Source organism: Arcobacter thermotolerans (assembly GCF_983172305.1).
On record NZ_CFAFZJ010000015.1, the window covers coordinates 34,575 to 54,423 of the forward strand.

Below are 19,849 nucleotides of genomic sequence, written 5' to 3' on the forward strand. Positions count from 1 at the left end.
TGTTTCTCCTTTAGTTGCTTTTAATTAGTTTATGACTATAATTTTCACTTAAGAAATTAAAAAATTTCTCACCTGTTCCAACTCCATTCGCTGTCGCCAAACTTAGAATTTGTTGGAACTCCTTAAAACTTTCAAATATATAGTTTCCATATTTCATATCAGATTACCTCCTTTATAAGATAATTGCCTTGTATAGCTTCTATTTTGTCTTTCATATACAAGTGTTCTTTCACACTCATTTAAAAGTAGCATCCAGTCCTTACGAGTATATGCATATTCATTTTCTCTTACTCTAAAAGCCCAGTTTGGAGTGTAATAACCTTTAAATGGATTTACTTCTTCTTGTACTTTTAGGGCTAGTTGATTTTTTAAATCTTTGATTTCTTGATTTAGTTTTGATAGTTCTATCTGTATAGTTGATTCAACTCTTTTATCATTTATTTTAAATGGATCAAGAGCATTTACAACATTTCCCATAAATTTTCTAAACTCTTTAGCTTGTTTTGATTTGATAAAAAATCCAAGATGATAAACTCCCAAAGAAGTCCATTTGATAACTCTTTGTCTTCCACCATTTGTCATAGCATAATCATAGATATAGTGAGTACCTTCTTGTAGTTCATCTTTGTTTCTTTTTAAATTATCATTTAAAGCTTGTTTTGATATTCCATATCCTAAGCAAACATCACTATTTAAAAATAGTTTTCCGTAATCTTTTGATAATTCATAGTTGATTTGTGTATCATTGTATATAAGTGCTAACATAAATCCTCCTTAGATTTTATTTCTTTTAGAAAAGTTCAAATATCTGAACTATTAGAGAAATTATAATCAATAATTTGATTTATGTCAAGGTATTTATTCATATATTTGATTTTATATTATATTTTAAATCAAATATTTGAATTTTAAAGGTATAAAGAAAAACTTGACACCTTTAAGGGTGTAATATTTTCTTACATCCTTTGGTTTTATATTGAATTTAAGCTGTGTAAATTTTACACGGCTTAACTATGTAGTATTTCGTGGGCTTTTTTAATGATATTTAAATCATCTTTTAGTTTTTTATTTTCAAGTAAAAGTTCTAAAGCTTTTTGTGCAATTTGTGGAATATCGCCATTTGCCCAGTTTGACAAAGCTGTTGCTTTCATTCCCAACTCTTCAGCCAACTCTTTTTGAGTTATTCCAAGTTCTGTACAAACTTTTTTAACTATATTATTAAATTCCAAAAATTTATTATATAAAGCATTTACAAAATACTCATAATCTTCATGCCAACTAACTTCATTTGAATATAGATGGTCTCTATCATTCATTACACCTGCTTTTGGCTTTATTGGAGCATATATTTTTAAAAAACCATCAATACCAACAAATAATAATAATTCTTTAAATGAAGCATTTGCATCTACATTCTTTTTATATTTATCTAATGCAACAGCAATTAAAGTATTTAAAATTTCATTTCCCCATCCTATTTCTAAATCCATAATAGGTTTAATCTCTTTAGCTATTTTATATATTTCTTTTTGGTTTTCTATTTTCATTATAACTCCTCTTCTAATTCTTCAATCTTTTTTTCAAGTAATTCTAAAATATAATCGCCTTTAGAATAATGTGGAATATATGTCTTTTTAATCATATTTATAGAATTTTTTATGTGTTCTTCAGTCATGTCTGAAATTGCTATTTGTTCAAATCCATTAAACCCATCTTTATCCTTATTCCAATACCCGTATGGTGCATCTAAAAAAGGAACATCTCCTAATTCCTTACTTATATCATCAATTTTTATTAGTTTTCCCATTTTTTCTCCTTTATTTATTATTACCTTTAATTTGTTCTTTGAATTTTTGTTTTAAAGTATCAATTAAAGTATCGTATTCATTTTTTATTGTTTTGTTTATGTTAATCATACTATTAATAGAAGAATTTTCAATATGAGAATCTGTTATTTCTTGATTCGTTTTATTTTTGATTTGATATAACTTAATTATGTTTTCTTTGCCAACTTCAAAATTATTAAATTCTGTTAATAGTTGTTTTAGATTTAAATAGTCGGTATCTTCTAATAGTAAAGAACTCGTTTCTATAGCTTTTTCTGCTTCTGCAATTTTTTTTACAAAATATTTTAATTTTGTTTTTGTTGCTTCATCCCATAAAGTATCTGCAGATAATTTTAGTTCAATTAAAGAAGCCCATAAATTATTGTATATCTCAAATTGCTTTGAATTGTATCTATCTTTAATACTTTTTACTTCAGAGAAATACAAGTCATTTTGATTTTTGATTAAATCAAATTCTATTTTATACTCTTGTTTTACAGATTCTACTTTATTTGTAATTTCTTCAATATCTTGTTTTGTTGCAAGATTTTTACCTTTTTCTTTGAGATAAGATGTAAGATAGTATTTAAAATAAACACTCATGGCAATAATTGAAATTGTTTCAATTACTATAGTGATTTCTTTCCAATATATTGCAATAGTTAGATTGTCATTCATTATTTTCCTTTATTCTTCACTTAAAATTTCAGCATCAATTGGCTCTGAATTTTCATTTAGTTCTTTTTTTACATATTCAAGTAAAACTGGAATTTCCTCTTTTATATCTTTTATTTTTTTATAAACTTCAAAAAAGCCTAATATTATTTTAAAAGGTTTTGGGAATTGTTTTATATAAGGTTTGATTTTTTCTAAATTTATTAAAGTATTTCCAAGAACTCTATGGAATTTATCTTCTATAATATTGTTTCCAAAATATCCATAGTATAGAACTGCTTCATCAATATCAGCAATAATATCATCTAAAGGTGAGTTGGTTTTATCAATGTCTTTTAGTGCTATTCTTAAATCTTCAATATCTTTGTCGTAGAAAACTTCATCAGGGATAAAAGTTTCCATAAGTTCTAGAAATTCTATAGCTCCAGTTAAATTAACTATACTTAACTCTTTTTTTCGTTTATAAGAATCTGTAATGCTTGAAATAGAGTAGTCATAATTTACTTCTTCTACATAATTTGGAGAAATACTTATGGCTACTAAATCAATTTTTGATTTATGTATATTTTCTTTATATTTTCCTGTGTCTTTGAGTATTCTTTCTATATTTTTTAAATCATTTAAAAAGTATTTATAAAAATATAGTTGTAAAAATGTATCTTTGCAGTTAAATAAAATTTCACAAGCTTTATAATAATTTGCTTCTTTTTCTATAGTTTTTAGAATATCTAATAATCTTTTTGCACTATTCATTTTGTTACCTTATAAATTTTTACTATTTCAGATAGCCTATTTACTGAGTATTTGGCTTCATCTAAAACAGCTAAAATTTCTTTTGGTATAGATTCTTTTTTATTTATGCATTTTTTCAGTTCAGCTTCTAATGCATAGATATTTTTTATGATATTTATTTCATTTTTCATATCTTTCTCTCCTAGATTAATTTATGTTTAGTTTTGTGTTTTGTTAATCCGTATTGTTATTTAAAAAAATAATATTAAATTTATATTTTGTACGGTAGTTCGTATTTTACCAATAAATTAGTAGATTTATAATAAAAATATTATAAATTCATAGCAAAAAAAAGTTATACAGATAATATACCTATAGTTTTTTAACTAATTTTTTTAAAGAGGAGTTTTTTTGGGATATCATTTATCTTATTTGATTTTAGATGTTTTTTGGTTTATCGTTGCATGTATTATTGCTAAAGCATTAGTGTTTCTAACTAATATTGAAGAATTTAAAATACAAGTAATATTTATTTTTATAATATATATAGTATTTATAGCTATATCAACTGCATTTGGGTATAGTTTTTTTTATTTGGAGTATTTTTTTCCAAATACATTTCAATAAAATAGCCTTCTTATAGTAGGCTATTTTATATTTATTATAGGGTTGAATATATCTTCATCAAATGGAGTAAAGCCTACTGGCCATTTTGTTTCAATTTTACAAAGTAATTTAAGTTGAATAGGAGCTTTATGGTTTATTTTTTGAACATATACATTAATATTTTGAGGTCCATTTGCCTTTAGTAATTTATTAAAATCATTTGCAAAGAATGACGGGCAAAATCCTAGTAATTCTATAGGATCTTTTTCTGTTCTTAGTAATAAAGCATTTTTATCAAATCTATTTTGTAAATCATGAGTAATTAATAATTTCTCACCAATAGATAGAGAAGAAAGTCTTTCTATATAATTTGATGCCATATGGCTAATTCCATGACTGAAAAACTTAACTTCATAATTACCATCTTCATTTATTTCTGGGAAAGGAAATAATTGCAAGTCATCCGTTGCTCTAATTCCTCTACTAATAGACAATTCAAGTAAATCATTTTTTTCAGATGATTTAATATCTAACCACTCTAAATAATCTTCATATTCAGGTCTAGATTTAGAAAGTAATCTATTTTGGAAAATAGGAAATAAAGTTTCTGATTCATAAGTTTTTTCTAAATCAATCATTTGTCCAAAAGGATTAAAATTTTCAACTTTTGCACCCTTTGTATAATTAAAAAAGTATTTATTTTCTTTATATTCTAAAATTCCAACAGGAGTCCATGTTCTTGTATTTGGATTTTTCCATGCTAAAATTAATTTATTTTTCATTATTTTTTTCCTCTTTTATCTCTAATAATCTATTTTTATTTTCTTTGATTATCTCGATGGCGAATTCTACTGATATTTGGCTTATTATATGGTCAGGGATTTTATTAAAAACTTCATATAGAAAATCTTCATTTATTTTATCTAGCTTATCTAACCAGTAATTTGCTACATTAGGCTCCCAGTCATAACAAAGTTGAAAAGCTTCTAGTGTTGATAGTGCTTTATCGGTTTTATGATAAAAAGGAGTTTTAGCTTTTTTTACAAAAGCTTTTACAGTAAAATTTTTATCTTTTGTTGATAATCTTTCTTTTTTTTCAGAATCTTTTTCTTTATTACCTAGGCCAGATGCATGATCAAAAGTAGGTGCTAAAAAGATATCTTTATCAATAATAATAATTCCCCAATTTTCATGATGTCTATCTTGGTTAGAAATAAGACAATCTAACATAATGTACCCAATAAACATATCAAAAGCCGTAACTATTTCAGGAGTTTTTTGAAAAGAGCTCATTCTAGGATTTATAGGTTTACCATTTAATGTTGTTGGTAAAGTTAGTATTCCTTTTATTACTCTTAATCTATATTCTCTTAATTGATATTTCATTGTTTGTTGATATTCTATATGCACATTAGAATAAGCTCTTGCTAATACTTCATTTCCATGTATCAATCTACCATTTTGTGGAACAAAATTTGTTGTAATAGTTCCTTGATCATTTTCATAGGTAGCAAATTCGTATTTAGCATGTGGTATATCTAACAGTTCACAAATTTCTGCAGCAACAACTTCAACCCAATCTTCACCAGTTCCTGGTCTACCAATTTTAAAAAGCTTTTTTTCTTTGTCTTCATCTATAAACCAAAATTTTTCTTTTGTTCCCAATTGTTCCAAAGAATCTTTTTGATCATCTGATATTTTTTTTAGTTCAAATTTCACTTGTATCATTTCCCTATATTATTTTTAAAATATTAGCTAGCTTCTAATATATTTATATTTCTCTTGTAATTTTATTTTACAAATTGTTAATAAAATTAATTTATACATTATACCAATATTTTAAAATCTTTATAAATTTAAATATGCATATCTGGGATATGTGTTTGCAAGTCTTTTTATATCATCAATAGTTTTAACCGATATAACACCTACAAATTTGTTTTTACTATTCCAAACTCTTATATATAGTTTTTTTTCTGTATTTTTTGCCATATTTTTTCCTTTTTTGATTTTAAAAACTTACAAAAGAGCAAAAGCACCAGAAACGGAAGCACTTGCTTTTATGAATAATTTTGTCAAAATAATAATTTTATAAGTTTATAGAAATATTTTTTGTAAACTTTTTGTTTTAACTTTTGCTCTTACATAAGTATTTTTTTAATTAGTAAGTAGCCCTTGAAGGAAGTAGGGCTACTATTTTTTAGGTTCTAAAGTTTTAACTCTACAAAAAACTTTACCTTGCTGATGATATTGGTTCAAATTAAGCATCTTTGATATCTAAAAAAAAGGAGTAGTTGGCTTGAACCCTCGCACCAACTTTTTTAAATATAATCTATGGAAATATGCATAAGAGAACCTTTGTTATATAATATAGCTGCGAAACAAAATATATACAAAGGCTCACTTATGCTTAAAGAATTAAATACTTTACTAGAAAAAATCCCAGTTTGGAAAGAGTTAGTTGGTTTACCAAAAAGAGTTCAAGAACTAGAACAAAAAGTAAAAGATCTTGAATCACAACTTGAAAAACCAATAAAAAAAGGTGTTGAATGTCCATATTGTAATGAGACAAATACAAAACTTTTAAAAATATATCCACATCCTGTAATGCCAGAATTTATGGATAAAAAATCTTATCAATGCAGTGAATGTAATCAAACTTTTGAAAGAGATTCCAATAGAAGTATGTAGAAAGCATAAGCAAATAAGCAGAAAGATATAAATATAGTCAAACTTACTAAAGCTTCATTTGTATCTATCTCTTGTTTGTAATCTTTTTTGATTAACATTCTAAAACCGCTTAAGATTTTTCCAATCATTATAAGCATAAAAAGTAAAACTATTAAAGTCATTTTATTTCTCCTTTTAATTTTTATATATCCCAATTATCAACAATTTCTTTGGCTAAAGATTTTGCATAACCATTTTTCCAGTTTTTTATATCCAAATTCTCTTTTTCAAGAGTTTCCCATTCTATTTCAGCATATTCTCTACCACAATTAGTTAGATTGTCTAATTCCCTTATAAAATCTTCTTTACATTCTTCTAATGTCATTTTTTCTCCTATTTACTATTGAATCACCAAAATTGGTAACTCAAATATAAATAGTTCCTGCAGTTTATTTTTCTTGGTATGCAGTACAAAACCAAATCGAGTTTATGGATTACTCTCAACCCCTAGATGCTTCACTATTTTCTATCTAGTTTAGTGGCTCATTTAGATTCAACTTGAATCAAGGCTCTCGCCAAACAATGAAATTATTTTAAAATATTACCAATATGGAAATTAATTTAAACTTAAAATATTACCAATATGGAAATTATTAATTGAATAAGATAGTTACTTTTTGTAATAATTTAATTTTTAATTACTAAAATATAAATTGTTGTAGTAATTAGACTAAGAATTGAGTTATAGTACATTCAATTATTGATTAGTTTTTTATTTAAGAGTTTATAAATAATAAATATTTATAAAATATTACTTTTTATATTTAATATTACTCTTTCTAGTTGCAATGAAGAATGTTTATAGTCTTCATGACATATAGTATTCTCCGATGTTAAGCTTTTATCTAAGTTACGATAGTGTTCAGCAAGTTTATCATTAAAATGTTTTGGGATAAATTTATATTTTTTAACTAATTCGATTTGTAAAGATATTAATGACATATATCTTATTTTAATATCATCTAGTTTATTTTCTTCTTGTTCATCCATAATATGAGTTCTTAATTCATTAAGTAGGCAAAGTAAATGATTCAATTCTTTAAAACAATTATCAATTTTTAGTTCATCATTTTTCTGTTTTTTAGATATGACTGAAGCAATGTATACTGCAATCATAAGGTTACCTAATATTCCTAAAATAGTATCATATTTCAATTCTATAGGTATCATTATTAGTTTAATATCTATCTTGAAGAAAAAAAAGAGTAGACTGAAAAAGACTAGTAAAAAAATTATTATATTTTGATTACTTTTGTTTTCTAGCATCAATTATATCTTGCTTTATTTGATTGATTAAAGGAGGCTCATCATTGCATATAAATTCTAATTTAGCTAAAACATCATTTTCTGGAAATAGTCTAGCTAATCCCCCAAAAGCTTCTTCTCGAAATGATGAAGGATATCCATATAAATCGTCTAAGTCAATTATTATTTTGTCATAATCATTGAAAATAGGTTGCAAAAACTCCTCTCTGAATCTTTGACCAGTATATTTGCCATCTTTAGGATGGTATCTACCTTTTACTGTTTTTGAATATTCGTTTGAAATTTTAATAGTTTTTGTTTTCATTTTATTTTTTAATTGCTGTCTGGTAAAATCCAGACAAACAAACTTCCTTTAAAATTATAATCAATTTTTTTAAACTTCCTAGTTTTTGAGTCTTTATCATAAGTACTTAAAATTCTATTTGTTAGAATCACTGACATCATTATATCATTATTTACTAATAAATCATTAACTTGAGGTAAACCTTTATTTCTATTTGGTAGTTTTGTTGCAGAACGAAACTGACCATTTAGTGTAGATTCTAAAATCTTTTCTTGTCTTAGTTCAATTAATCCAAATGCTTTTTCTATAATAGATTTTCTAGCTGTTTTTGTTATTCCTTCTCCATTATCGAAAAAATAAAATGCAATTCCTTTTTGTAATTGGACTGCAAAAAGATACCAGTTTCTTATTATATCATTAGGGTTAATCTTTTTTTCTTCTTTTTCTTCTTTTTCTTCTTTTTCTTCTTTTTCTTCTTTTTCTTCTTTTTCTTCTTTTTCTTCTTTTTCTTCTTTTTCTTCTTTTTCTTCTTTTTCTTCTTCTTTATATGCATGATCATCAGTATTTTGCATAAGTTCTGCAAGTCCTGTATATAATAATCTTAATACCATATCCTTGTGTCTATCTTTATCTATAAGTTCTTTAACAAAATCAACAGCTTCTCCGCATGTTATAGCATCATCTTTCTCTTTATATTTATTTGTAGCACCATCACATATAGGGAATATGGTTTTTTCATCAATATCTTTTAAATGTATATTTTTTGTAAAATACTTTGCAAATCCCGATACATACATTTTAAATTTCAAATCATCTTTTTTTGGAATGGATATCATTATTTGTATTTTTTTTTCTTTAGCATTATATATTTTATCTAAAGATATAATATATAGAAGTGTTTCTATACCTAAATCTTCAATCTTAGACATCTCAAAATCAAATCTAGTGTATCCTTGTTTGATTGCATCAAAAAAAGTATTAAAAAATTTTAGTGATTCATTCGTATTATATATAAATGAAAATTTTTTTGGTGCAATAATACGTTTTGAAATTGATGATTGTGAAGGTCTTTTTTTTACATAATCTAAATCATCTAAAGAATAATTACTAAAAGAATTTTGATGTTCTTTATCTTTTCTACTATTTTCTAATAGATATCTTCTTCTATTAATTTCTTGTTTTATAATATATTTTTTTTTATTTGTAATTTTTTTCAATTTCTAAATTCCCCTAATTTAATATATGTTTCGTGTTGTTTAGTTTTGCATTAAAACTGTAAATGTTTCTTTTAATGCATTTTTTAATATATCTGTTAATGCATTTTTTAAAGAATCTGAAGACCAAAAAAGTGTAATTCCAATACTTATATATCCTAGATTCATTGCCTTTTTTGATATTTTATCACTTTGTTCATTCCTATTTAGTAATTCTTTATATCTGTTAGTGACAATATCTTTTAAATCAGAAATACTTCTCTTATCTGCTTCTGATAGGTTATTATTTTTAGATAAATCTTTTAGTATTTCCCTTTCCCTTATATTTAGACCGAAAAATTTTTTTTCATTCTCAATTTCATCTAAAATTTTAGATGTAATAGCAAGTACTTTGTTTTTATCATTATCATATTTATTTTTTCTTCTAAATATTCTAAGTACAATAAAGTCATAATATTTAGTTTCTTTATTATGTAGATTTCCATTAACTTGTTCAATAAGAGTACAAATATTTTTAATTGAAGTTTCACCAAACTCATTAATATTTCTTGTAGATATATATGTATTTGAATATATCCTTTTTATATCATCAAGTGAGTATTCTTTATTTGTATCTAAATCTAAAATTTTATTTTTAAAATTAACATCTTTAACAGTACTAGAATAATATAGCCAATAAATAATTATTCCAGCAATTATTAAAGGTATTCCCATTTCTCTTAATATATTTACTAATAATTCCATTTAATTCTCCTAATTTAATTTATGTTTCCCATTTTTATATTCTATCTCCCTATCAACTTCAACCTAGCAGCTCTATTATTAAATTTCAACTTATTTACAGAAACAACTTTATGGTAAGTAAGCCTTTCAATAGTTTCTTCATCATCAAGCCTGATAGTCTTAGTTTTAAATGTTTCACTACTGTTGTAAGGTACAAATTGCATAATGTGAGCTTCTTTATCAATAGCTAGAACTTTAATTGCACTCTCACCATCGATTTTGTAGTAAACCATATCACCATGTTGACAGCTTACATCTGGGTCAATAATAACTTCATCGCCATCATCAATTTCTGGACTCATACTATCACCATTTGCTATAACGCAGTATAAAGTTGGTTTCCAAAAATCACCATTGTAATATGCTTTTTTATTATCATCTTGAAGATGATTTATTTCAGTTCCACCACAAGAAGCTGTTCCAGTAACTGGTACGAATCTAACTTTTTTTTCAATAAGTTCACCATCTAGTAATTCGTCAACACTAATGTTTAATTCTCTTGCAATAATAGGAAGTAATGAATTTGGAATATGTCTTTGTTCATTTATATATCTATTTACATTAACCGTTGTTTCATTAATCATCTCAGCAAATTGTTTTTGTTTTATTTTTTTTAAATCTAATATTTCTTTAATTTTTGAACCAATACCCATAATAAAGCCTTTCTAAATATATTTAATTATACCATATTGGTAATATCCAAAATGGTAATATATTAAGTTTAATTTAATTTCCAATATGGTAACTTTTCAAAATGAAAAAAATTACTCAAGAAACAATAAGACAAATACTAAATTGTGAACTCTCAACTGTATCAAGATATTTAACTGGAAAAAGAGAAATTAAACTTATTTCAGCATTGAAAGTTAGAGATTCTTTAAATGTACCAGTTGAAATATTTACTGATAGTAATGAACAATTAAAATACTTCGGTAAAAGTTTTATTTCAATTAAGAATTTATCATCTATTGAAGATAAAAACCAATTACAAAAGGAGAATTAAAAGTAATGGCAGAAAAATTAACACAAAAAGAAGTATTAAAAAAGGTAAAAAAGATTATTGAAATAATTGGTGAAGATAAATATGAAGCTAAAAAAATTATTGAAATTTTAAAAGCTTCATATGGAATTAGAGAAAATCAATCTTCGATTTTTGGTTCATAGTTGTATAAAATATCTAGAATTTCAGTATATGCTTTAGCTGTAGCTTTTGCATTTGCTTCAATCTCTGATTTAAGATTGTAACTAGAATTTTTTTCAATAGGAACAGCTGAAAGCTTAAGAATTTCTAGAGCTAATTCTTCTTTTGTTAAAGGGGTTGTTCTTTCCATTGTAATGTGTCCTTTCTTGTGTATTTTTTGCGACCAACAAGATTATATCAAATAAAGGACACTTTAGAGTGAAAATCACTAATTTTAGGAGATAGTATGAGAGATTATTTACATAATAAACAGTCTAAAGATTCAAGATTTTTAGCCATTTTTAAAAAGGCTTTTAATAAAGATAGACTAAGAAATGGTTTTACTGTAGATGAAGCTGCACATGAAATGGGTATTAGTCATGGAACTTTAGAGCAAAAGCTTAAGCCTAGTGCTGAAAATGATATTACAGTTACAGAGTGGAACCATCATTTAGAACTAACAGCTGATTTTAGCACTTTAGAATATTTTGCTCAAAAACATGGGTTTGAGTTAAAAAAGCTTGATATTTACCATACTTCAAAAGATGATACTCAAATAAATCTACAAGCAGATAAGGCAATGATAGAGTTTAATGAAGCTTGGGCAAAAGTTAAAACTTCTTTACTTGATCATAAATTAGATAGAAAAGAAAAAAATGAAACACTAACAGAAATTTCTGAAGCAATCAAAGAGCTTCAACAACTTCAACATGATGTTGAATATATACCAGTTAAAGAGTAAGCAATGAATGAAGCTATACATATCCTAAGAAATTTCAAAGTTGAAAAAAAAGAAAAATTAAAAAAGCTTGATGTATCAAATATGAGAGATATGCAAACAATCATAAAAGATACAAAAGATTATCTTGAAAAACTTAAAAGAGGTATTGCAAATGGCTAACACAACTCAAGATAATATTTTAATCTATTTGCAAAATGGAAATGCAATATCTCCAGCAATAGCAGCTCATGAATTTAATTGTTATTGTTTAGCTGCAGTTATAAAAAAACTTCGAGATAAAGGTATTGAAATACTTGCAAGAGAAATTCCAGATACAAGAACTAAAGAATATTATATGGAGTCAATCAATGAACAATAATCTAAATATTGAAAAAGCAGTTCTTAGTTCTATTTTCTTTGATGGTGAAAATCTTTATACAGCAAAAGAACTTTTAGCTCCAAAAGATTTTTATTTTCCAGCTCACCAAAAAATATATGATGCAATGTTAAAACTTCATAGTGAAGATATGCCTATTGATGAAGATTTTATAAGAAAAAGAGTTAGCTCAAGTGATGTTAATGATAATGTATTGCTTGATATATTAGCTGCAAATCCTATATCAAATATCAAAGCTTATGTAAAAGATATAAAAGATAGTTCTATTAAAAGAGAGCTTGTATGTTTAGCAACAACTATCAAGAAAGTAGCTATTGAAGAAGATATGAGTTCTGCACAAGCAGTTGCAACAGTTGAAGATGAACTATATAAAATAACAGATACTTCAAAAACTTATAAGAGTAGAGATATTTCAGAAATAGTTGCATCATTTGAAATAAGACATCAAAAGGCATCAACACCTGAGGGAAAAGATAGAATTATTTATACAGGTATAACTAATTTTGACAATAAGTTTGGTGGGTTTGAACCTGGCAAATTTATAGTTATTGGGGCAAGACCATCTATGGGAAAATCTAGTTTGGCATTTCAAATAGCTTTACATAATATTAAAAGAAATAAAGGTGTTGTAATTGATAGTTTAGAAATGAGTAGTGAAGATGCTCTAATGAGAATGATTGCTCAAGAAAATCAAGAAAGCATAAGTGATTTGTTATCTGGATATATAAAAGATTTAAATAGTTTTAAAAAAACATTGAAGTATTTTAGCAATAATAAATATCTCCATATAGATGACAAAGTTCTTACTTTTAGTCAATTAAAATCAAAATTCTTAAAAATCAAAAGAGCAAGAGATAAAGCTGGACTTCCAACTAATGTTTGGATTGTTGATCATATTGGATTTGCAAAATTAAATCCAAATAAAAAAAGACATGAAGAGTTAGGTATTGGAAGCAAAATGTTTCAAGCCTTGGCTAAAGAGTTAAATATAACTGTTATAGCTTTATCTCAATTAAATCGTGGAGTTACTGAAAGAAAAGGATTATCTAAAAATAGACCACAGCTTAGTGATTTAAAAGAGTGTGGAAGTTTAGAAGAAGATGCTGATGCTGTTTTGTTCCCTCATAGAGATAGTTACTATGAAAAAGCTGAAAAGAATGAAATAGAAGCTGATGTAAATAAAGCAAATATTTTACTGCTTAAAAATAGAAATGGCAGAACAGGTGTGATTAGCTGTGACTTTAAAGGCTCTACAAACAGTTTTGGAAATTTTCCACATATAGAGCTTGTATATGCTTCTAAAGAAGATTCAAGCAATGTAGAGGGTGAAATTCCTGGTATAGATATGTAAAGGTAAAAAATGAAAATGAAAAAAGTAATAGTTAAAAAAGAAGATTTAAAAGATTGTAGCAAATGCAATGCAGTTAGAGAAATAAACAATGAGTTGCATTGTAGTTTGAATATGAAAGATGAACAAACATTTAGCAGTTATTCTAAAGTTACATTTAAACCTTGTGCTTGGTTTAAGCCTAAAGTTATAAAAGTAGGTATAACTAATCATGAGTAATAAATTTTATATGATGATGCCAACCTCTTATGTTTTAAAATTGCAACAAAAGGGTAAGAGAGATAAAGCAAGAGCATTTATGGAATATTTTTATGATATGCATGATGAAAATATAAATTCTATAAGGTTTTATCAAAATTCTTGGGGTTTAAAATCTTCAAATACTTCTGGACTATGGATAAAAGAATTTAAAGAAGAAATAGCTAAATTCTTTACTTTTTGGGAACTTAAAAACAACTCACACTATAGTAATGTAAAAAATGAAATCGCTCAAAAATCGCACACCTTAAAAAATGAAATCGCTCGAGAAAACAGTATTAAAGTACCGATAAAAACGATAAGTAATCAAATACAATCGCACAACTTAAAAAATCAAATCGCTCAAGAAAAGCACGAAGATTTTAATAGTAATATATCTAATAATATAAATGCAGATTCTAACGAATCTACAGATAAAATTTCTGATAAAGTAAATAAAAATTATGGAGTTAATTTTGAGATACTTTGGAATAGGTATGATAAAAAAACTTCTAACAAAGGTAGAAGCCAAACTATTTATAATAGAAGATGGAAAAATACAGATATAAAAATTATGCTTGAAGCAATTGATAAATATAAAGCTTCAATAGATTTAACTTATCTAAAAGACTTTGATGGATTTTTAAATGGATTGATTGATACATACATTCCAAAAAGAGCTTGGGTATTAGATAAGAATGGTACTAAACATATTGGTTGGTTCTATGATATAGAAAATAAGTTTATATCAGATAGTAATTTGAATTTAAAGCTAGAGAGTTCAAATATTGCAAATTATATTACTGATAAAAGATTTGGATATATAGGAGCTTGATGATGAAGAGTTTTAATATAATTGGAATTAGTGAATTAATAAATAAATTTGATAATATAGAAAAAGAGCAGACACCATATGCTGAAATTTTAGCTACAAATGATTTGGCTTTTTCAATTAAAAATAGACAAAACATTGAAACTTTAGCAAATTTAGCTTTTAAAAGAAAATTACCAAATGCAATAAAGATAATAAAAGCAACTAAGTCAAATCCTTTTACAGAAATATATATAGATAAGAGCAATTGGGGATATTTTGCTCTTAAGCAACACTATCTAGGTGGAGATAGACACAATAAAGGTTTGGAAAAGTTTCTAAAATCTAAAAATCTTTTAAAAGAGAATGAAATTTTAATTCAAACACCTGGAACTAAAAAAAGTCTTTCTAAAAAAATCATGCAAGAACTAAATTCTAAATCTAAACAATTTTTCATTATTGATTCAAATATATCAATTAAAAAAGCTGGAATATATACAAAGATAAATGATTATGATAAACCAATTTTATTATTTAAAATAGTAAGGAATGCAACTTATAAAAAAGTTCTTGATCTAGAAACAACAGCTAAAAAAGAATTTACATTAAATGGTATGAAATATTTTAAAGATAGGTTGGAATATGCAATCAAAACAGCTAAATAATAAAATAGGTTCTCCTTTGGGTTTAAAACTACCGAGGGTAGTGCCAACCCCGATTGTTATGCAGTTTTACAATTTTAAAGTTGGTTGTGACTTTTTATTTTTAAGTTGTAGTAGTAAGGATAGGTAGATATGAGATTTAATCAAAGTAAGTTTGCAAAAGAAGTTGGATGCTCACAGCAAAATATTTCAAAACTTATTAAAAAAAATATTTTAGAAGTTGGTGATGATAAAAAATTGGATTTACAATCTTCTTTACAAAGATTGAGAGATTTTAATTTACTAGATGAAAATAATAAGCTAAAAAAAAGTAGAACTCCTAAAGATGATAAAGTGCAAGATAGTGAGACAATTTTACCATTTAATGTTGAACCAGGATATAAAACTTTAGCAGACTTAACTCCTGAAGAGAGAAAACAAATAGAAGATGATGATTTAGCTGCCCTGAAAGAACTTGAAGAAAAGAAAAAAGAAGCATCTAAAAAAAATATAAATATTCCTGAATATGGTGAATTCAAAGATTTTAATTATGCTAGTGCAAAAGCTCATAGAGAACATTATATGGGACAAATTGCGGAACTAGATTATCAAATTAAGTTAGGAGAGTATGTTTCAAAAGTTGAGGTGGAGCAAACATTTTTTGAAGTAGCTAGAAAAGTTAGAGATATGCTTCTAAATCTTCCAAACAAAATGGCTTCAAGAGTTGTTGGGAAAAAAGATATTAAAGAAATTGAATCAACAATAAATGATGAAATTAGATATATTTTAGGGAATCTATCAAGATGAGTGCGAATCATATCAATTTTGAATTATTAGAATATTTTAAAAAAGGATTTGAGCCTGACCCTCTTATGACAGTTTCAGAGTGGGCTGATGCTTATAGAGTTTTACCTAGTGAGAGTTCAAGTGAGCCTGGACAATATAGAACAGATAGAATGCCATATTTAGAAGAGATTGCTTATGAGCTATCTCCACAAAGTCCAACAACTGAAGTAACAGTAATAAAAGGCACACAACTTGGTTTTACAGAGCTTGGAAATAATATGCTATTTTGCTATGCAGATTTATATCCTTGCCCTATGCTTCAAATTCTACCAACTGAAAGTGCTGTAAGAACTCATTCATCTTCAAAACTTTGGGCTTCAATAAAAGCAACACCTAGATTAAAAGATTTATTTAGGGCTAGAAAAACAAAAGATGGTTCAAGTATAACATCACTTTTATTTAAAGGTGGAAGCATAGCTCTTGGTTGGTCTAATTCAGCTGCAACATTTGCTTCAATGAGTAGAAGAATAGTAATAAATGATGATGTTGATAGATGGGCTGATGAGATAGAAGGAGGTGATCCTCTTGATTTAGCAAAAAATAGAGCTGAAGCATTTCCAAACAATAAAAAGATTTATAATAATTCATCTCCAGGGAAAAAGCATAACTCAAAGATATTGCCAAAATATGAATCATCATCTCAAGCATTATACACTATGAGATGTCCACATTGTGGTGAAGATGTAGTATTTGAAAAAGATGGATTTAAATTCACTTATGATGAAGAATATAGGCTTACAGATGATGTTGTTTTTGTTTGTTTAAATAATGGTTGTATTATTGAAGAACACCAAAAATATGAGATGATGAAAAAAGAAAACGGTGCAAGATATGTACATAAATATCCAGAAAGAGAACATAAAGGTTATAGAGTACCTAGTTATTATTCACCATTTGCTAAGTGGAATGAGATTTTTCAAAGTTTTTTAGATGCAAGAAAAGAGCAAAAAGAGAAAAAAGTTTCAATAAAAATGGCTGGTTGGGTAAATACAAAAGATGCAAATGTTTGGGTTGAAAAGATAAAAAAACTTGATGTAAAAGAGTTTTTAGATAGACCCGAAGATTATAATGCAGATGTACCAAATGGAGCATATATTTTAACTGCTGGTGTTGATACTCAAAATGATAGATTAGAAGTTGAAGTTGTAGGATGGGGAAAATATGGAGAAAGCTGGAGTATTGCAAAATATATTTTAGATGGTGATCCAAAATTTCCTAAAGTATGGCAAAAACTTGACAATATTTTGCAAAGCACTTACAAGCATGAAAGTGGAATAGATATGAAAATTTTAGGAATGGGAATAGATAGTGGAGGTCAAAGAACAGATTTTGTATATAGCTATTGCAAAACTAGGGTAGAGCAAAATGTATTTTGTATGAAAGGTGATAACTCTGTAGAAACTCCTATTTTAAAATCTGGAATATCAAAATCAAAAGATGGTAGCCTGAGAGTTTACTTAGTAGGAGTAAATAGTGCTAAAGATGTAGTATATGGACAACTTACTACAAAAGATGTTGGTCCTGGATTTATGCATTTCCCAAAAAAACCAGAATACAATGAATCACATTTTAAGCAGCTTACTACTGAAGTAAAAAACAAAACGAGTGGAAGATGGGAAAATCCTTTACAAGCAAGAAATGAAGCACTAGACATAAGAGTATATGCTATGGCAACTCTTAGAATACTTGAAAATCAATATTATCCAAATGGAATTGATTGGGATGTTATAGAGCAAGATTTTAATACTAGAGTAGAAGAAGAACTTAATTCTACAAAAATATTAGAAAATGAAATCATAGAACAAAATTCTTTTAATGATTGGAGAGATAACTACTAATGGCAAAAAATCACTTAATAAATAAATCTTTTTGGGATGCTAGAACAAATTTAAACAATAAACCATCTTTGAGTTTTAGAACTATTGAAGTTATACAATATCTTATGAATGAAGAAGAAATAGCTCTTGGAATTACTATTGAAAAGCTTATGACTACTCCAAATCTATATAAAGAAACTATTGAAAAATTAAAGAGTGATTATCCTGATATAGAAGATGAATAAATTTCCCGTGGGAAAATTTACTATAAAAAAAGCCCTGCATTTCTGCAAGGCTTTAATAAAAATATAAGCTTATATTTTATACTATTCAAACTAGTTTAAACAATCAAGGTCCGAATTTGAATTGTTTAAAAAGTTTTTTACAAAACTTGCTGTATCTGACATATCTACTAAAGTCATTTTTTCGTTTATACATACTATTCTTAGTACCATTGTTGAGATAAAAATAAGGTAAGTATTTTTTCCCAGTTCAGGTGTATTTAATATAGAACCATCGTGCTTCTTTAAAGTATTTCTTATATCTAAAGATAATTCCTTTAAAATCCTGAGTTCAGATGTTGGTATATTATTTTTAAAATCCAACTCTAAATGATTTGTAAAAGATAATTCATTTTTACATGACTTTGTACCTTCCATAGGTTTCCTTTTTATTAATTTTTTTTCTTTTATAACAACTTATTGTCATGTTAATCCTTTATATTAGTAGTAAATTTTGTTAAGTTTTATATATTTCATACTACATTTCTCACCTCCATATTAGAGCTTTCTTCTTGTTCTTTTTTTAGTCTATCTTCTAATATAGCATCAATATCTAGTAGTGCTTTATCTCCAAGCTCTTCTATTTTTTTTATTCTTTCTTGAACAATAACTTCTCTTTGTGAAAACATAGAAATAGCTTCTTCTATTATTCTACTTTTACTTTTTCCAGTCATTGCTGCTAATTCAGACAATTTGTCAACTGATGACCCTTGTAACGATAAACCTACTTTTGTTCGATTTTCTTTTTCAATTGGTCTTCCAGCTTTTTTCATATTTAATTCCTCTCTTTGTTTTGATAACACGTAATTGTATCTAATTATATCTAATTATGTCAAGACATATTAAGAATTAAAATAATATACTTTTATTACAATTTTAAAAAGAAAGGAGGTGATAAGTATGGCAACAATATATAAACTTGAACACGTAAAAGAATATTTAGAAGATAAATCATATGATCCTTTGAATATAAATTTCTATGTTCCTGAAGATAGAATTGAAGAATGTTACAATTTAATTTCTAATCCATTTAATAGAGTTAATAGTCCTGATAAACAATATGTTGCTTGTGTAACACAAGGTTTTGAAGAGCAAACAACAATTGATGCGATAAAAAAGATTTTAAGTGACAATGGTTATTCTAGTACAGAAAATAATATAAAAGTAAAAGCTGAAGAAGTTTGCAAGATTTTTCAGAATTCTAATATAAATGATAAACCGAGAATACCATTCTATGTTTTAACATTAGATAAGTTAATCTAAGTTTTTAGGGTATACATTTTAAATGTATACCTTTTTAGTATATGTTTTAAACATATAGTAGATTGTTTGCTGGGTCAAGGGTGGGAGTGTTAGAAATTCCGTGTCAATCTGATAAAATAATATCAAGGATTGACAATGGAACAAGAGATAAACTTTGATTTCAATGAAATATTGAAAGAATTTAGAAGTGGT

Annotated in this window: 34 protein-coding genes; 14 read left to right on the top strand and 20 right to left on the bottom strand. The window is 26.2% G+C overall.

Translation table 11 applies throughout. From position 1 onward, the window contains the following. Positions 1–10: 10 nt before the first annotated feature. The 10 genes from AC5LG6_RS10410 to AC5LG6_RS10455 all read right to left on the bottom strand — a co-directional run bounded on the left by AC5LG6_RS10410 (position 11) and on the right by AC5LG6_RS10455 (position 5,831). Positions 11–157 carry a hypothetical protein gene (locus tag AC5LG6_RS10410; RefSeq protein WP_479798200.1) on the bottom strand — a complete coding sequence of 49 codons (147 nt, stop codon included), beginning with the start codon at positions 155–157 and terminating at the stop codon, positions 11–13. Continuing rightward, entirely contained in the window at positions 154–765 is a 612-nt protein-coding gene (locus AC5LG6_RS10415; RefSeq protein WP_498586510.1) for a BRO-N domain-containing protein, read from the bottom strand. The genes AC5LG6_RS10410 and AC5LG6_RS10415 overlap by 4 nt, the downstream gene beginning before the upstream one ends. Before the next feature lie 242 nt (positions 766–1,007). After that, positions 1,008–1,547 (bottom strand): helix-turn-helix domain-containing protein, encoded by a 540-nt coding sequence (locus AC5LG6_RS10420; RefSeq protein ID WP_498586511.1) that lies wholly within the window; start codon positions 1,545–1,547, stop codon positions 1,008–1,010. Beyond that, on the bottom strand, positions 1,547–1,807 hold the full coding sequence (locus tag AC5LG6_RS10425; protein WP_498586513.1) for a hypothetical protein: 261 nt from the start codon (positions 1,805–1,807) through the stop codon (positions 1,547–1,549). Before AC5LG6_RS10425 ends, AC5LG6_RS10420 begins: the two co-directional genes overlap by 1 nt. A gap of 10 nt (positions 1,808–1,817) precedes the next feature. Then, entirely contained in the window at positions 1,818–2,504 is a 687-nt protein-coding gene (locus AC5LG6_RS10430; RefSeq protein ID WP_498586515.1) for a hypothetical protein, read from the bottom strand. A gap of 9 nt (positions 2,505–2,513) precedes the next feature. Continuing rightward, positions 2,514–3,254: a hypothetical protein gene (locus AC5LG6_RS10435; RefSeq protein ID WP_498586517.1), complete on the bottom strand. Its 741-nt coding sequence runs from the start codon at positions 3,252–3,254 to the stop codon at positions 2,514–2,516. Further along, complete coding sequence (locus AC5LG6_RS10440) at positions 3,251–3,424, bottom strand: hypothetical protein (RefSeq protein ID WP_479798211.1); 174 nt, start codon at positions 3,422–3,424, stop codon at positions 3,251–3,253. Before AC5LG6_RS10440 ends, AC5LG6_RS10435 begins: the two co-directional genes overlap by 4 nt. A gap of 456 nt (positions 3,425–3,880) precedes the next feature. Continuing rightward, positions 3,881–4,621 (bottom strand): HIRAN domain-containing protein, encoded by a 741-nt coding sequence (locus tag AC5LG6_RS10445; RefSeq protein ID WP_498586519.1) that lies wholly within the window; start codon positions 4,619–4,621, stop codon positions 3,881–3,883. Continuing rightward, the gene (locus AC5LG6_RS10450; RefSeq protein ID WP_498586521.1) at positions 4,611–5,558 is read right to left on the bottom strand and encodes a HipA domain-containing protein; all 948 of its coding nucleotides are present in this window, start codon (positions 5,556–5,558) and stop codon (positions 4,611–4,613) included. The genes AC5LG6_RS10445 and AC5LG6_RS10450 overlap by 11 nt, the downstream gene beginning before the upstream one ends. A gap of 129 nt (positions 5,559–5,687) precedes the next feature. Then, positions 5,688–5,831: a hypothetical protein gene (locus AC5LG6_RS10455; RefSeq protein ID WP_498586522.1), complete on the bottom strand. Its 144-nt coding sequence runs from the start codon at positions 5,829–5,831 to the stop codon at positions 5,688–5,690. A 414-nt stretch (positions 5,832–6,245) separates the two neighbouring features. Between AC5LG6_RS10455 and AC5LG6_RS10460 the strand changes: the two genes are divergently transcribed. Continuing rightward, a complete protein-coding gene (locus tag AC5LG6_RS10460) occupies positions 6,246–6,530 on the top strand; it encodes a hypothetical protein (protein ID WP_319046684.1) in 285 nt (94 codons plus the stop codon). Here the strand turns inward: AC5LG6_RS10460 and AC5LG6_RS10465 are convergent. The 7 genes from AC5LG6_RS10465 to AC5LG6_RS10495 all read right to left on the bottom strand — a co-directional run bounded on the left by AC5LG6_RS10465 (position 6,494) and on the right by AC5LG6_RS10495 (position 10,768). Beyond that, complete coding sequence (locus AC5LG6_RS10465; RefSeq protein ID WP_260959875.1) at positions 6,494–6,691, bottom strand: hypothetical protein; 198 nt, start codon at positions 6,689–6,691, stop codon at positions 6,494–6,496. The two genes, AC5LG6_RS10460 and AC5LG6_RS10465, sit on opposite strands and share 37 nt — an antisense overlap. A gap of 20 nt (positions 6,692–6,711) precedes the next feature. After that, positions 6,712–6,894: a hypothetical protein gene (locus AC5LG6_RS10470; RefSeq protein ID WP_498586523.1), complete on the bottom strand. Its 183-nt coding sequence runs from the start codon at positions 6,892–6,894 to the stop codon at positions 6,712–6,714. A gap of 416 nt (positions 6,895–7,310) precedes the next feature. Further along, positions 7,311–7,739, bottom strand: a complete 429-nt coding sequence (locus AC5LG6_RS10475; RefSeq protein WP_498586525.1) for a hypothetical protein — start codon at positions 7,737–7,739, stop codon at positions 7,311–7,313. A gap of 76 nt (positions 7,740–7,815) precedes the next feature. Then, positions 7,816–8,139 carry an STAS-like domain-containing protein gene (locus AC5LG6_RS10480; RefSeq protein WP_498586526.1) on the bottom strand — a complete coding sequence of 108 codons (324 nt, stop codon included), beginning with the start codon at positions 8,137–8,139 and terminating at the stop codon, positions 7,816–7,818. Positions 8,140–8,147: 8 nt separating this feature from the next. Beyond that, a complete protein-coding gene (locus AC5LG6_RS10485; RefSeq protein ID WP_498586527.1) occupies positions 8,148–9,335 on the bottom strand; it encodes a hypothetical protein in 1,188 nt (395 codons plus the stop codon). 39 nt (positions 9,336–9,374) lie between these two features. Continuing rightward, complete coding sequence (locus AC5LG6_RS10490) at positions 9,375–10,076, bottom strand: hypothetical protein (RefSeq protein ID WP_498586528.1); 702 nt, start codon at positions 10,074–10,076, stop codon at positions 9,375–9,377. 41 nt (positions 10,077–10,117) lie between these two features. Beyond that, positions 10,118–10,768: a S24 family peptidase gene (locus AC5LG6_RS10495; RefSeq protein WP_498586529.1), complete on the bottom strand. Its 651-nt coding sequence runs from the start codon at positions 10,766–10,768 to the stop codon at positions 10,118–10,120. Between the two features lie 101 nt (positions 10,769–10,869). On the opposite strand from AC5LG6_RS10495, the gene AC5LG6_RS10500 reads away from it, so the two are divergent. Both AC5LG6_RS10500 and AC5LG6_RS10505 read left to right on the top strand, forming a co-directional pair. Further along, positions 10,870–11,118, top strand: a complete 249-nt coding sequence (locus AC5LG6_RS10500) for a hypothetical protein (RefSeq protein ID WP_498586530.1) — start codon at positions 10,870–10,872, stop codon at positions 11,116–11,118. Between the two features lie 5 nt (positions 11,119–11,123). Continuing rightward, entirely contained in the window at positions 11,124–11,279 is a 156-nt protein-coding gene (locus tag AC5LG6_RS10505) for a hypothetical protein (RefSeq protein ID WP_498586531.1), read from the top strand. Here AC5LG6_RS10505 and AC5LG6_RS10510 read toward each other — a convergent pair. Next, positions 11,255–11,446 (bottom strand): hypothetical protein, encoded by a 192-nt coding sequence (locus AC5LG6_RS10510; protein WP_498586533.1) that lies wholly within the window; start codon positions 11,444–11,446, stop codon positions 11,255–11,257. The genes AC5LG6_RS10505 and AC5LG6_RS10510 overlap by 25 nt on opposite strands. A gap of 96 nt (positions 11,447–11,542) precedes the next feature. Here AC5LG6_RS10510 and AC5LG6_RS10515 point away from each other — a divergent pair, with 96 nt between their 5' ends. The 10 genes from AC5LG6_RS10515 (at position 11,543) to AC5LG6_RS10560 (ending at position 18,358) form a co-directional block, all read left to right on the top strand. Further along, positions 11,543–12,037, top strand: coding sequence for a phage regulatory CII family protein (locus tag AC5LG6_RS10515; protein ID WP_498586534.1), 495 nt, complete (start codon positions 11,543–11,545; stop codon positions 12,035–12,037). 3 nt (positions 12,038–12,040) lie between these two features. Further along, positions 12,041–12,196 (top strand): hypothetical protein, encoded by a 156-nt coding sequence (locus tag AC5LG6_RS10520; RefSeq protein WP_498586450.1) that lies wholly within the window; start codon positions 12,041–12,043, stop codon positions 12,194–12,196. Then, the gene (locus tag AC5LG6_RS10525) at positions 12,189–12,395 is read left to right on the top strand and encodes a helix-turn-helix domain-containing protein (RefSeq protein ID WP_498586535.1); all 207 of its coding nucleotides are present in this window, start codon (positions 12,189–12,191) and stop codon (positions 12,393–12,395) included. The genes AC5LG6_RS10520 and AC5LG6_RS10525 overlap by 8 nt, the downstream gene beginning before the upstream one ends. Next, complete coding sequence (locus AC5LG6_RS10530) at positions 12,385–13,764, top strand: DnaB-like helicase C-terminal domain-containing protein (protein WP_498586537.1); 1,380 nt, start codon at positions 12,385–12,387, stop codon at positions 13,762–13,764. Before AC5LG6_RS10525 ends, AC5LG6_RS10530 begins: the two co-directional genes overlap by 11 nt. A gap of 9 nt (positions 13,765–13,773) precedes the next feature. Next, the gene (locus tag AC5LG6_RS10535) at positions 13,774–13,980 is read left to right on the top strand and encodes a hypothetical protein (protein WP_498586538.1); all 207 of its coding nucleotides are present in this window, start codon (positions 13,774–13,776) and stop codon (positions 13,978–13,980) included. Next, positions 13,973–14,833 (top strand): LvrA C-terminal domain-related protein, encoded by an 861-nt coding sequence (locus AC5LG6_RS10540; protein ID WP_498586540.1) that lies wholly within the window; start codon positions 13,973–13,975, stop codon positions 14,831–14,833. Before AC5LG6_RS10535 ends, AC5LG6_RS10540 begins: the two co-directional genes overlap by 8 nt. Before the next feature lie 2 nt (positions 14,834–14,835). Next, positions 14,836–15,474, top strand: a complete 639-nt coding sequence (locus tag AC5LG6_RS10545; protein ID WP_498586541.1) for a hypothetical protein — start codon at positions 14,836–14,838, stop codon at positions 15,472–15,474. 129 nt (positions 15,475–15,603) lie between these two features. Beyond that, on the top strand, positions 15,604–16,257 hold the full coding sequence (locus AC5LG6_RS10550) for a hypothetical protein (protein ID WP_498586543.1): 654 nt from the start codon (positions 15,604–15,606) through the stop codon (positions 16,255–16,257). Then, positions 16,254–18,134: a phage terminase large subunit family protein gene (locus AC5LG6_RS10555; RefSeq protein WP_498586544.1), complete on the top strand. Its 1,881-nt coding sequence runs from the start codon at positions 16,254–16,256 to the stop codon at positions 18,132–18,134. Before AC5LG6_RS10550 ends, AC5LG6_RS10555 begins: the two co-directional genes overlap by 4 nt. Continuing rightward, a complete protein-coding gene (locus AC5LG6_RS10560) occupies positions 18,134–18,358 on the top strand; it encodes a hypothetical protein (protein ID WP_498586546.1) in 225 nt (74 codons plus the stop codon). The genes AC5LG6_RS10555 and AC5LG6_RS10560 overlap by 1 nt, the downstream gene beginning before the upstream one ends. A 90-nt stretch (positions 18,359–18,448) precedes the next feature. Here the strand turns inward: AC5LG6_RS10560 and AC5LG6_RS10565 are convergent, their stop codons facing one another. Together AC5LG6_RS10565 and AC5LG6_RS10570 are read right to left on the bottom strand one after the other, a co-directional pair. Further along, entirely contained in the window at positions 18,449–18,772 is a 324-nt protein-coding gene (locus tag AC5LG6_RS10565; RefSeq protein ID WP_498586548.1) for a hypothetical protein, read from the bottom strand. 95 nt (positions 18,773–18,867) lie between these two features. Then, positions 18,868–19,167, bottom strand: coding sequence for a ribbon-helix-helix protein, CopG family (locus AC5LG6_RS10570; RefSeq protein ID WP_498586549.1), 300 nt, complete (start codon positions 19,165–19,167; stop codon positions 18,868–18,870). Positions 19,168–19,294: 127 nt separating this feature from the next. On the opposite strand from AC5LG6_RS10570, the gene AC5LG6_RS10575 reads away from it, so the two are divergent. Further along, positions 19,295–19,657, top strand: coding sequence for a hypothetical protein (locus AC5LG6_RS10575; RefSeq protein ID WP_498586550.1), 363 nt, complete (start codon positions 19,295–19,297; stop codon positions 19,655–19,657). Positions 19,658–19,849 lie beyond the last annotated feature (192 nt).